The following is a 12447-nucleotide window of genomic DNA, read 5'->3' as shown; positions in this document are numbered from 1 at the left end:
GACAACATCGTCGTCGATGTGACGTGTGTCAAGTGACGGTTGACGGCGACTCAGGCTGGGACGGTCAATCCCAGCGCCTTCAACGTGGTGGCGATGGAGGCGTCCTGTTCGGCGCGGTAGAGGGCCATCTCGTCCAACACTGAACGGCCCAGAGCCTGTTCGAAGTCGGCCCTGGCCGGGTCGACGGCATAGGCGGCGGCGCGCGCCTCGGAACCCAGGTTGGACTGGAAGATGCCGGCGGCGCTGACGGGCAGGAAGTCCTCGTAGGTGATCGGTTCGGCGACGACGTGACCCAAGGCGATCAGGTCTTCCAGGTCGGCGGTCTCTGCGCGGGCAGCCAGGCCCTGGGGCGTGGCGCGATAGCGGAACCAGGCCAGGTCGCCGCGTCGCAGGGCGTCCCAGTCGTCGGGCAGGGCGGAAAAGTCTTTGCTCGCCAAGGCGGCGTCATACAGCGCGCGCCCGGCGGGGGTCAGGGCGCAGCCGCGCTGTTCGATCTCGCCGAAGCGGGCGGTGTGGGTGCCGGCGGTGGTCCCTTGTTCGCCGGGGAAGGCGATGGCCTCCTCCAGCGCCTTGAAACTGGTCTGGCGCAACAGGATGGGGCAAGCGCGAGCGGGCGGGCCCTCGATGGTTTCCTTGGGGGTGATGCCGCGTTCGGGCATGGCGGCCTGGGCGGCGTCGATGTCCAGGGTGCGCGGCGTCAGGTGGTTGATGTGCGGGCCCTTGAAGCTGACCACGTCGGCGATCAGGCGGTGGGCGGCGACCAGCCGTTCATAGGTCTGTGCGCTGACGGTCGCCTGGGCGTGCCAGCGGAAGGTTTCCAGCAGTTCGGACACGAACCGGTCGGCCTGGTCCTCGTCCAGGCCGCCGGCGGTCTCGGCCGTCGCGATCAGGTCGCGCGCGCCGGGGGTGAAGATGTCGCGGCGGGCCAGGGTCGCAGCGGCCTCCTCGCGCAGGGCTTCGTCCTCGATCAGCTCCAGCCGCAGCAGCGACGTGAAGACCCGGAACGGATTGCGGGCCAGGGCGGCCGGATCGACGGGGCGGAATGCGGTGGAATGGACGGGCACCCCGGCGGGGGCCAGATTGTAATAGCTGACCGGCGCCATCCCCATGACCGCAAAGGCCCGGGCGATGGTCGCCAACTCGGAGGCCGTGCCGACACGGATGGCGCCGTGGCGTTCCTCCGACAGACGGGCCAGTTCGCCCGACGCCGCCAGCCGGTCCGCGCCCGCCGCATCGGCCTTGATCGCCTGGGCGTTGATGTCGGCAACCAGCGTCAGCAGGTCGCCGTATTGCGGCACCTCGGCCCGATACATGGCGGACAGGGCGGCCGAGAACCGGCTACGGATCTCGTCAGGAAGGACGAAGGCGGACATGAGCGCTCCCACTTTTCGGCGATCCATAGGCCGGTCGGCCGCCGGTTGGAACCCGGCGACCGCATCGAACGTCAGGCGTCGACGCCGACCCCGATCGGGCAGACCACGCCGGTCCCGCCGATGCCGCAGTATCCGGCCGGGTTCTTGGCCAGATAACCCTGGTGATAGGCCTCGGCGTAGAAATATTCGCCGGCCGGTTCGATCTCGGTGGTGATCGTCCCGCGTCCCGCCGCTGTCAGGGCCGCCTGATAGGCGTCGCGCGAAGCCTCCGCCTCGGCCTGTTGCTCGGGGTTCAGGGTGTAGATGGCCGAGCGATAGGTGGTGCCGATGTCGTTGCCCTGGCGCATGCCCTGGGTCGGGTCGTGGTTCTCCCAGAACGCCTTCAGCAGTTCGGCGTATCTAATTACACTAGGGTCGAACACCACCTTGACCACCTCGGTATGGCCGGTGCGGCCGGTGCAGGTCTCTTCGTAGGTCGGATTGGGCGTGATCCCGCCGGAATAGCCGGCCGAGGTCACCCAGACGCCTCGCAAGGACCAGAAGATCCGCTCCACGCCCCAGAAACAGCCCATGCCGAAGATGGCGGTCTGGAACCCATCGGGATATGGACCTTTCAGCGGATTGCCGCTGACATAGTGGTTGGCGTCGGTCGCCAGAGGCTCGGCGCGGCCGGGCAGGGCGGTGTCGGCGGTGGGCATTTCGGGGCTTTTCTTGAACAGCATTTGCGTATCCCTCATCGGAAAATGGCTTTGAAGTCCATATGGGGATGCGAGAGGCGCTTGCCGAGGGGGCGAGTGTGTTCTATCAGGCCCGCCTCCCGCCGGATCGACCTCCGGCGGCGCGCAAGACGTGGCGTGAAACGGACAGGTGGCGGAGTGGTCGATCGCGCACGCTTGGAAAGCGTGTGTAGGTGAAAGCCTACCGAGGGTTCGAATCCCTCTCTGTCCGCCACCCATGCGATTCACTCGTTTAGTGGAAAGTGAGATGCGGCGGCTGGAATCGCATGGCGTTGGCGGGGGCTCGTAATAGGAGTCCGCCAGATGGTTCAGCGAGGTCCAGCGCCTCGGGATGGTTGAAACTGCGGGCGCCGCGCGATTTCTAGGGCCAGTTTAGGTCAAGCCTTCGGTCCGGCGATACTGTCGTCGTCAATCTAGGGTCAGTCGGTGATGGCTCGGTGGGCGGCGCCTAGACGGTGATGCACGCCATCGACGCGCCGACTAAGGCCCCTCGGCGGTTCAAGTGCCGCTGCTACTTGGCCGATAGTCTCTGCTTTGTTTTCAGTTTGGTTCGGTCAGCGGGACACTGCGGCGGCGTCGCGTTCGGGCGGCCGATTTGCGCGCGAGCGATCTTTGCGGAACCCCAGGAGCAGGATCACCGCCCCTGAAACGAAGACCAGTCCGACCGCGCTGGTCACATAGGCGGCCGCCACGAAGAAGGGCAGCCAGGGCAGGTCGACCGCGCCGAAATTTCGAAATAGCAGCAGCGCCACGCTGCCCAGATAGCCGGTGGCGTCCGCCACATAGATCAGAAAGCCGGCGGTGGCGACGGTGCCCGAATAGGCGATCATGCGGTCGAACAGCATGGCGTTGAAGGGTGTGTAAGCCAGGTACAGGCCGGCGCCGCCGGCGATCATCCAGGCGATCGGCGACAGCAGACCCTGCTGGTAGGCGAGAGTGGACGCCCCAAGGATGGCGAAGCCGGACAGAATGACGCCGTGCATGAACAGCAGGGCGCGTCCGTTGTTCTTGACCGCGATCAGCACCGCCATAACCACCAGCGAAAGGACGGCGACAGGACCCTCGCTGGCGGTGAATACCGAAGCGGCGTCGCCGTAGCCCAGCGCCTGCCAGATCTCGGCGGCGAAGTTGTCGCGCAGGTCGCGGAACGCCGTCAGCATCACATAGGCGCCGACCAGCAGCACCAGCATCGGCCAGTGGGCGGCCAGGAAGGCGGCGCGTTGCCGGGCCATCATCGGACGGCGCGCGACGCGCTCGGCCTCGTCCGCCGCGCTGGGAGGGGGCAGGGCGGCGAGGGCTATGACCGAAATCGCCAGAAGGGGCATGAAGACCACCCCGACGGCCGCCGGCATCCAGAACTCGCTGACCTGCCAACCGTCCATCAGCGTCTTGCCGACCGACTTCACCACGCCCGATGACAGGATGAAGCTGGCGCACAGGATCGCCCCCAGAACCTCGCTGGTGCGTCGCCCCTCCATGAAACCGAACACCAGGCCCCATATCAGGCCGAGCGGCAGGCCATTCATGAAGAGGGCGACCACGTTCCAGGGCGCCGGCACGAGCGCAAACAGCACCAGGGCGATCCAAGAAAAGCCGATCAGAAGGACGATGGCCGCAGCCCGGCGCTCGGGCCGCATCTCGGCGATCACCTTGACGCCGATCAGCTTGGACAGGGCGTAACCGGCGACCTGGGCGATCACGAGGGCGATCTTGTAGTCCAGCGCGAAATCCCACCCGGCGACGGCGTCGAAGGTCGCGGCGGTGAACGGTTTGCGGAAGGCGTACATCGAGAAATACGCGCAAAAGCCCGCCAGGCCCGCGAACATCACGAAGACAACGGGGTTTGCCTTGGTCAGCCAGAGCCGCATCCGGTTCATCGTTTGACATCATCCCGTTGCACGAATGTGGTCTAGACCAAAGCTGCGACGCTTGGATGACGGAGACGACGAGTATGGGACGGTTTTGCGGGAGCGGCAGGCCGGCGTGGACGTCGCACAGCCGCGCGCCCATCCGGCTGGCCTGCTGACATAGGCAAGCACTACGACGTCGCGGTGGTGGGGGCGGGGATCGTCGGCCTGGCTTGCGCCCTGGCCGCCTCGCGGCGTGGTCTTTCGGTGGTGGTGATCGATCGTGACGCCCAGGCGAACGGCGCCTCGATCCGTAACTTCGGCTTCGTCACCGTCACCGGTCAGCCGCGCGGTCTGGTCTGGCGCCGCGCCCATCGCAGCCGCGCCGTGTGGGACGAAGTCGCCGCCGAAGCGGGTATTCCCGTCCTGCAGCGCGGCCTGTGGCTGACCGTGCGGCGGCCCGAAGCGGCGGCAGTGCTGGAGGCCTTCATGGCCACCGAGATGGGGGAGGGTTGCAGGCTGCTGACACCGCGAGAAGCACGTGGCCGGTCGCCGGAAACGACCGGGCCCCAGACGGTCGCCGCCCTCTGGAGCCCTCATGATCTGCGTGTGGATTCTCGCTCGGCGATCCCGCGTCTGGCGGCGTGGTTGGCGGATCGTTTCGGCGTGGACTTCCTGCGCCAGACCGCCGTCCATGCGGTCGAGCCGCCCCGTGTCGTCACCGCTCACGGCGTGGTCGAGGCTGAGCGAGTCGTGGTCTGCCCAGGCGACGATCTCATCAGCCTGTATCCGGAACGAATGAGCGACGCCGGGCTGGTCCGCTGCAAGTTGCAGATGATGCGGTTGGCGTCGCCCGGTTTCAACCTGCCGGCGCCGGTCATGTCCGACCTCGGCCTGGTGCGCTACGGCGGCTATGCGGGCCTGCCGGAGACGGCGGCTCTGCGCGTACGGCTGGAGGCGGAGCAGGGCGAGGCCCTGGCCAACGGCGTCCACCTGATCGCGGTGCAGGACGCAGACGGCGCCCTGGTCGTGGGCGATAGCCACCACGACGCCGCCACCCCGGACCCTTTCGCCAGCGAGGCGGTGGACCGACTGATCCTGGACGAGTGGCGCGCCGCCACCGGCCAGCCGGCGCCGCCTGTTCTGCAACGCTGGACGGGGACCTATGCGCGCGGCCCGAACGCGGACCTGATCGCGGCGCCGCACCCGCATGTGCGCCTGGCGCTCATCACCGCCGGCAACGGCGCCTCCACCGGTTTCGCCTTTGGCGAAGAGGTGATCGCAGACCTGTTTGAGGAGACTTCCAAACCATGACATCCATCCGGGACGCCTTCGATATGGTCGTGTTCGACTGGGCCGGGACCACGGTCGACTTCGGCAGCCGGGCGCCGGTGCTGGCGCTGATGGAGGCCTTCGCCGTCCTCGGCGTGCCGGTCGCCGAAGAGGAGGCGCGCCGCGACATGGGCCGCGCCAAGGCCGACCACGTCCGCGCCATGTTCGAACAGCCTCGTATCGCGCAGGCCTGGCAGGACGTCCACGACGCCGCGCCGGATCAGGCGGCGGTCAAAAGAGTCATGGACGAGCTTCAGGCGCCGATGATCCGGCTGGCGGCGGAGACGGCCGAATTGACGCCCGGTGCTGCAGACACGACGGCGCGTTTGCGCGCGCTGGGGATGAAGATCGGTTCCTGCACCGGATACACGCGCGAGATGATGCAGACGGTCCTGCTGCGCGCCGCCGAGCAAGGCTACACGCCCGACCTGGTGATTTGCGCGCATGAGACGCCTCAGGGGCGGCCCTCGCCGTTGATGATCTACAAGGCTTGTACGGACCTGGGCGTCTGGCCGTTGTCGCGGGTGGTCAAGGTGGACGACGCCGAGGTCGGGATGGCCGAAGGGCGCAACGCGGGCTGTTTCACCGTGGGCGTGGCCGCGTCCGGCAATATGGTGGGCTTGACCGCGCAGGCGTTGGCGGATCTTGGCGCCGACGAGCGCGCGGCCTTGCTGGAAGGCGCCGCCGACCGGCTGCGCGCCGCCGGCGCCGATCTGGTCATCGACACGGTCTCCGATCTTATCCCGGCGTTGGAGGCCGAAGCCGCCCGGCGCGGCTGATCAGTCGCGCGAGGCCAGAGCGTTCAGGAGGCCAGGGCGATCAGCATGTCGCGATAGTCGCCCATGGGCGCGATCGTCACGCCCTCGACCTTGCCCAACTCGTCATAGCGACGCAGGCGGATGGCGGCGTCGAACGCGGCGGTGGTCTGGAAGGCGTCGGCCTCGGCTTCACTCATCGGTCCGCCCTGAAGCGCCAGGCTCTGGCGGGACGCGTCGCTCAGGGCCTCGGCATAGCCAGGCTCGCGGGTCGTCAGATAGCGTTTGGCCTCGACGTGCAGGCGGATCGGCTCGGTGACCTCGGTTCCGAAACGTTGCGCCAGCCAGGCGGCGCCGATCCGCTCATGCATCGCATCGACGCCCCGGTCGGCGGCGTCCTCGCCCTGTTTCTGCAACAGATGGCCGATGTCGTGCAGCAGGGCGGCGGCGACCACGGCGTCCGTCTGCTTGCCGCTGCGCGCATGGTGCGCGGTCTGCAACGCGTGATCCAACTGCGTCACCGCCTCGCCATAGGTCGAGCCTCCCAGGCGGTCAAAGAGGTCGAGGATGGTGTTGACAAAGGTTTCGGCGGAAAGGGAGGGGTTCATGATCTGGACTATACCAGATGGAAGTCGTCAAGTCACCGTGCCGTCAGCAGGTTGGGGTCGATGAACTGGCGCGGAATGCCTGGCCCTTCGAAATAGGCGCCCAGCCAGGCGCCGCCGCCGCCATTGAAATATTCGACGCGGATAGCGTGCTTGCCGGGCTGGAGGTCGATGCCGCCGGCGGCGGTGATGACCCCGTGATCGCCATCGTTGTCCACGACCGTCTTGCCGTCGATGTACAGCTTGCTGCCGTCGTCCGAGGCCAGGGAAAAGTTGTAGGATCCGGCGGTGGCGATGGTGATGTCGCCTTCGAAGACCACGGCGACGGCGTCCTGGCGCGGCAGGGTCAGGCCATCGATGCTGATTTCATGCGCTCGGCCGGTCGTCGCCGGCTGCAGACGGGAGAAATCGGGCAGCCGAACGGGGCCTTCGGGCAGCAGATAGACGCTGTAGGTTACGCCGCGCGGACCAGCGCTCTCGTCCAGGATACGGAAATAGCCGGTGGACGGGACGCTGGCGGGGCGACCGTCGACGAACAGACCGGCGCGGACGATGGTGCTGCGCGTGATTTCGACCGGCCCGTCGTACAGCGGCGACACGGCCGTCGGGATGGTGTTGTCTAGGGTGTAGCGCAACTCACCGACGGGGTTGGGATTGCGCAGGGTCATGCGCGCCGGCTGGCCGACGAACAGCCCGCCTGACGGCGCATTGCCGTCGCCCACGGGTTCGATGATCGGCGAAGCGTAGAAGCTGCTGGTTCGATAGGCCTGCACCGGCATCGGCTCGCCCTCCAGTGCGGGACGAACCGGGCGACCCAGCCAGGCATAGGGGATGTCCGCGCCCAGCAGCCAGGCGACGGTCGCCGGCGTGTCGAAGGTGTTGATCGGCAGGTCGAGTTCCACGCCTCGCTTGACGCCTGGGCCATAGGCGATCCACGGGATTTCCAGCTCGGCCAGGGTCTCGCCGCCATGTCCCTTGCCCACGCCGCCGTGGTCGGAGGTGATCAGGATCACCGTGTCGTCGGCGATGCCGGCCTCGACCGTGGCCTGCCGGATGTCGGCGATCAGCGTGTCGGCCTTGGCCACCGATGCGTAATACTGCGGCGTGCCGTGCCCGTATTCGTGTCCGGCGTGATCGACGTGGTCGAAATGGACGAACAGGAAGGTGGGACGCCTGGCCTTGATATAGGCTTGCGCCAAGGCGGCCGTTTCGTCCTCGCTTTCGCCGTGGACGTCATAGTCCACGAAGCGGTGGTCATACAGGTTGCCGAACCCCTTCCAGTGATAGACCGAACCGACTTCCCATTCCGGGTGCTGGTCCGTCAGGATCTGGAAGAGAGACGGGAAAAAGTTACCGGAGCCGGTGACCGAGGTGGGAAAGTTGAACGCCCCCACCGTCCAGTCATTGGTGGTCACGCCGTGCTGCTCGGGGCCGGCGCCGGTCAGGATCGAGGCCCAGTTGGCGCTGCTGCTGGTCGGCATCACCCCCCGGGCATGCAGGCTCCAGCTTCCATTGGCCATCATGTCGTGCAGCGTGGGCGTCGTGGCGTGCATCACGCCGTCGGGGCTCAAACCATCGACGCCGATGATGATGACATGTCTGGGCTTGTCGGCGGCGTTTGCGGACGAGGCGCCCATGCCCGTCAAGGCAGCGAGGAAAACCGCCAGTCGCGCGACGCCTCGGATCGATTTGTTCATGACACGCTCTGCAAGAGAGAAGGGCTTCCGCCGAGCACAATCGGCGTGGTAATCTGGTATGTACCAAATCCATCGCGTGCTGATGGCGAAGCTTTCGTGAAGAGCTTTTGGCGATTACGTGGCGCCTTGACGCCGAACCGACAGAGCCGGATCGAAGGGGTTGTTCAACTGCAGGATTCAAATGGCTAACGCCGCCACAGCCCCGAAGTCCGAAGGCCTGCACTATTTGATCGTGCGCGACGACATCGCGGCGCGCATTGCTGCGGGCGATCTGAAGCCCGGCGACAAGCTGCCGTCCGAGCGGCGTCTGCAGGACGAGGTCGGCATGGCGCGCGGCACCGTCAGGGCCGGCCTGTTCCAGTTGGAGGCGGAGGGCGTCATCTATCGCCGCGACCGCAGCGGCTGGTACGTCTCACCGCCGCCCGTCATCTACGACCCGACCCGTTGGGAAGGCTTCATGTCCTATGTCGAGGCGCAGGGCCGGAACCCGACGACGGAGGTGATCTCGGCCGAGCCGATCGTCGCCGACCCTCTGCTGGCCGAGGTGTTCTCGCGATCGCCTGGCGCAGCGCTGTTCATGATCCGTCGGCGCCGATACGTGGACGGCCGGGCCGTGCTGGTCGAGCGGATCGTGGTGGACGCCGCCCTAGCGCCCGATGTGTTGCGGTTCTCCTTAGACCAGTCGCTGACCAGCATCCTGAAGACCGAGTACGGCCTTTCCGTTGTCCGCAATCAGGTCAGCATGCAGCCCTGCGCCCTGACGGGCTACGAGGCCGAGGCCTTGCGCCTGAAATCGGGTCTCCCGGGCCTGGCCGTTCAGCGCATCAGCTATGATGCGCAAGGCCGGGTGGTGGAGTTCGACCACGAATACTGGCGCCACGATGCGGTAAGGATCAGCGTCGAGACCCGCGTCCGCTAGGACAGCCGCAACGGTCCTGCTCCGCCGTTGGCCGGGTCGGACCACGAAGGGCCGCCCGTTTCGATGTGGCCCGCCACGCGCCACACCTGACCGTCCGCCTCGAACTGTCGATCATGCCAGCCGTGGCTGTCTGCCAGGTCGAGCGGCAGAACCCGCGTCTCCTGGGCGGCCAGCGTAATCGTAGCGGCGGCGCCGCCATAGGCCCGGTCGGTCATGGCGACGGTCAGGGGCGTCGTCGTCAGGTTCTCGATACGGAGAGAGGCGGCGGCGCCCTCTTCGATACTGACCGAGAACCGGTCGCTGCGGCCGGTCAGGCGCCGGTGAAAGCCGTCGGGGCCGATGACGAACAGATCGACGACGGCATCGGCGGCGGGCAGGGGGTGCGCCAGTTCCTGGCCTGCACCGACCGTATAGCGAGCCGGGACCTCATTCAGCCGTGCGACATCATAGACGTGGAAGACGGCTGCCCGCCGAGCCGATGCATTGGTCAGCGTCAGGGCCCGCCCGTCGTTCGAGACCCGCAGCCGGGCGCCGAGCCGATACGGCGTTGAGCGTCGCGGCCGCACGCCCGTTTCCTGAACCGGCGCGACCGCCAGTTCGGGCACCGGCGGGGGAACCTCTTCCAGCTTGGCCGCGCGTTCGGACAGGGCGGCCGTGGCCGGCAAGGCCGCCATGAAATCGACCGTATCCGGCGCAGCGAAGTCGAAGCAGGACGTCAGGTCGCCGCACACTGCACGCCGCCAGGCGCTGATGTTCGGCTCGTGCACGCCGAAGCGCGCCTCCAGAAAACGCAGGATGCTGGTGTGGTCGAACACCTCGGACGCCACATGCCCGCCCTTGCTCCAGGGCGAGATCACATACAGCGGCACCCGGACGCCCAGGCCGTAAGGGCGATCCAGATAGAGCTCGTCGTCGACCGCCTCGGCATGGCGATGATATTCGTCGTCCGCCGGGATAGTGGTCGCGCCGACCGTCTGTCCCGAGACGCGAGCGGGCGGCGCGGGCGGGGGCATGTGGTCGAACAGGCCGTCGTTTTCGTCGAAATTGATCAGCAGCACCGTTCGCGCCCAGACGTCCGGATTGGCGGTCAGGGCGTCCAGCACCCGGGCCGTATAGTCCGCGCCCTGCAGAGGTGTGGAGACACTGGGGTGTTCGGATGCGGCGGCGTTGGCGATGATCCATGACACCTGCGGCAGGCGCCCGGCCAGCACGTCTTCCTTGAGGTTGTCCAGCGTGCGGGTCGTCATCGTCCGGCGGGTGAGAAGCGCGGCGGCCGCCGACGCAGACCCTTGCGCCCGGCGGTAAGTCTGGAAACCGACCAGCGGGTTGTCGGTGAAATTGTCGGCCATGTCCTGGTAGATCTGGAAGCTGACGCCGGCCTGCATCAACCGCTCGGGATAGGTCGTCCAAAAATAGCCGCCGTGCTGTTTGGGATCGGCGTCGATGGTGTCGTAGCCGTTGTTGATGGCCGGCCCGCCGGCCTTGCCCAACGGATCGTGCGTGCCGGTCCAGATGAAGAGCCGGTTCGGATTGGTGCTGGTGTGCAGGGCGCTGTGATAGGCGTCGCAGAGGGTGAAGGCCTCGGCGAGCGCGAACTGGAACGGCAGGTCCTCGCGGGCGAAGTGGGCCATGGACTGGTTCTGCTTGTGGTGCGGCCAGGCGCCCATCCGACCGTTGTCCCACGCCGCCTGACTGTCGGCGAACCCATGTGGCGTGCCCAGCGGACGATAGAGGCGAAAGTCCACGCCCGTATCCAGTCGGAACGGTGCGATCAGCGCAGGCTCTGCGTCGGCATTCGCATTGGGCTGGAGCAGGACGGTGCGATCCGGCGCGGTCGCCAGGGGAGGGGCGGGAATGGCGAAACGGTCGCCGAAGCCTCGCACGCCGCGCAACGTGCCGAAGTAGTGGTCGAAGGAACGGTTCTCCTGGGTCAGGATGACGACGTGAGCGACGTCCATCAGCGTCCCGGTCCGGCGATCGGCGGGAATCTCCAGAGCCCGCGCGATGGCGGGCGTAAAGGCCGAAGCCGCGCCGGCCGAGGCCATCATCGCGGCGATGAAGCCGCGGCGGTCCTGCATCATCACCATGTCATGCTCCCGGAGGTTCGACGGCGCGCCGTCCCGTTTGTTTGGCCTAGGCCAGACGGATGTTGATCTTGCTCTGTTCGCTGGGTTCCGCCGCGACGTGAACCCGCGTGTTCCACTCTGCGGCGACGCGCAGGATGTCGGTCGGCGGCGTCTGGTCCGTCACAAGCTCACTGACGTCGGCGAAGGTCGCGACCTGGATGAAACCGGACCGTGCGAACTTGGATTGGTCCGCCAGGACGACGACGTTTCGAGCCTGTTCCAGCAGGGTCTGCTTGAAGGCCGCCTCGTCCGCATCGAAGTCGAGAAAGCCGCGATCGGCGTCCACCGCGCCCATCGACAGGATCGTCAGGTCCGGTGCGAAGCGGCGGCAGAAGGTCTTGGCCTCGGCGCCAAAGGCGGCGTGATAGTCCGCATTGATCGGGCCGCCGGCCAGCAGGAGTCGCTGTCCAGGGTTTCCAAGGACTTCGTGGGCGATCTCGACGCTGTTGGTCACGATGGTCAGGTTGCGCACATGGGACAGGCTGCGGGCCAGCCAGTGGCAGGTCGTCCCTGCGTCCAGCAAAAGGGTCATGCCCTCGCTGACCAGAGCGGCGGCCGTCTGGGCGATGCGCTGTTTGGCCTCGGCGTTCTCGCGCAGACGCAGTCGATAGGGCGCTTCGATCTTGTTGCTGGTGGCCGACAGACCTCCATGCACCTTCTGGATGACGCCGGTCTGTTCCAACTGTCTGGCGTCGCGACGGATGGTCTCTTCGGACACCTCGAAGCGATCCGCCAGCTCCGAGACGGGCCAGAAGGTCTTCTCTTCAAAGAGTTGGACGATGGCCGCCAAACGAGCGCCTTGGGTCAACTGCTTCATGGACTGCGCGTGACTCACTCTTGCGAACGCCGATCGGGCCTAAATCCCACACGTGACCACACATTTCAACGCACTCTTGGGATGGTAGCGGCCAAATTGTCGTCTAATTCGGCCAAAACCACATTGGTCCACATGTTTCAACATAACTCCCTCAAAATGTCACATGACTGCAATCCATCGCACCTATCGATCCCCTGTCTCGACTGTGCGGCCCCGGCTTCAGGCCGACGCCCGTCTGA

General features: G+C 66.7%; 10 protein-coding genes and 1 tRNA gene. 4 read left to right on the top strand and 7 right to left on the bottom strand.

Features of this window, described 5'->3' with window-relative positions:
- Positions 1–50: 50 nt before the first annotated feature.
- Together ACP69V_RS10550 and msrA are read right to left on the bottom strand one after the other, a co-directional pair.
- A complete protein-coding gene (locus ACP69V_RS10550; RefSeq protein ID WP_426023785.1) occupies positions 51–1373 on the bottom strand; it encodes a VOC family protein in 1323 nt (440 codons plus the stop codon).
- Positions 1374–1444: 71 nt separating this feature from the next.
- On the bottom strand, positions 1445–2095 hold the full coding sequence (msrA, locus tag ACP69V_RS10545) for a peptide-methionine (S)-S-oxide reductase MsrA (RefSeq protein ID WP_426023784.1): 651 nt from the start codon (positions 2093–2095) through the stop codon (positions 1445–1447).
- A gap of 139 nt (positions 2096–2234) precedes the next feature.
- Between msrA and ACP69V_RS10540 the strand changes: the two genes are divergently transcribed.
- Positions 2235–2324, top strand: a tRNA-Ser gene (locus tag ACP69V_RS10540).
- A gap of 340 nt (positions 2325–2664) precedes the next feature.
- Here the strand turns inward: ACP69V_RS10540 and ACP69V_RS10535 are convergent.
- Positions 2665–3987: a DUF5690 family protein gene (locus ACP69V_RS10535; RefSeq protein WP_426023783.1), complete on the bottom strand. Its 1323-nt coding sequence runs from the start codon at positions 3985–3987 to the stop codon at positions 2665–2667.
- A 174-nt stretch (positions 3988–4161) separates the two neighbouring features.
- On the opposite strand from ACP69V_RS10535, the gene ACP69V_RS10530 reads away from it, so the two are divergent.
- Positions 4162–5271: a TIGR03364 family FAD-dependent oxidoreductase gene (locus tag ACP69V_RS10530; RefSeq protein ID WP_426023782.1), complete on the top strand. Its 1110-nt coding sequence runs from the start codon at positions 4162–4164 to the stop codon at positions 5269–5271.
- The gene (phnX, locus tag ACP69V_RS10525) at positions 5268–6068 is read left to right on the top strand and encodes a phosphonoacetaldehyde hydrolase (RefSeq protein WP_426023781.1); all 801 of its coding nucleotides are present in this window, start codon (positions 5268–5270) and stop codon (positions 6066–6068) included. The genes ACP69V_RS10530 and phnX overlap by 4 nt, the downstream gene beginning before the upstream one ends.
- A 23-nt stretch (positions 6069–6091) precedes the next feature.
- Here phnX and ACP69V_RS10520 read toward each other — a convergent pair whose 3' ends face one another.
- Both ACP69V_RS10520 and ACP69V_RS10515 read right to left on the bottom strand, forming a co-directional pair.
- Positions 6092–6652 (bottom strand): phosphonate degradation HD-domain oxygenase, encoded by a 561-nt coding sequence (locus tag ACP69V_RS10520; protein ID WP_426023780.1) that lies wholly within the window; start codon positions 6650–6652, stop codon positions 6092–6094.
- A gap of 32 nt (positions 6653–6684) precedes the next feature.
- Positions 6685–8346 carry an alkaline phosphatase family protein gene (locus ACP69V_RS10515; protein ID WP_426023779.1) on the bottom strand — a complete coding sequence of 554 codons (1662 nt, stop codon included), beginning with the start codon at positions 8344–8346 and terminating at the stop codon, positions 6685–6687.
- A gap of 181 nt (positions 8347–8527) precedes the next feature.
- Here ACP69V_RS10515 and ACP69V_RS10510 point away from each other — a divergent pair, with 181 nt between their 5' ends.
- Complete coding sequence (locus ACP69V_RS10510) at positions 8528–9265, top strand: UTRA domain-containing protein (protein ID WP_426023778.1); 738 nt, start codon at positions 8528–8530, stop codon at positions 9263–9265.
- Here the strand turns inward: ACP69V_RS10510 and ACP69V_RS10505 are convergent.
- Positions 9262–11352, bottom strand: coding sequence for a phosphocholine-specific phospholipase C (locus ACP69V_RS10505; RefSeq protein WP_426023777.1), 2091 nt, complete (start codon positions 11350–11352; stop codon positions 9262–9264). The genes ACP69V_RS10510 and ACP69V_RS10505 overlap by 4 nt on opposite strands.
- A 46-nt stretch (positions 11353–11398) precedes the next feature.
- The gene (locus tag ACP69V_RS10500; protein ID WP_426023776.1) at positions 11399–12208 is read right to left on the bottom strand and encodes a DeoR/GlpR family DNA-binding transcription regulator; all 810 of its coding nucleotides are present in this window, start codon (positions 12206–12208) and stop codon (positions 11399–11401) included.
- Between the last annotated feature and the right edge of the window lie 239 nt (positions 12209–12447).

It is taken from the genome of Brevundimonas sp. PWP3-1b1 (genome assembly GCF_049896065.1).
Lineage (GTDB): Bacteria > Pseudomonadota > Alphaproteobacteria > Caulobacterales > Caulobacteraceae > Brevundimonas > Brevundimonas intermedia_B.
This window is presented reverse-complemented; position numbering and strand designations above follow the sequence as displayed.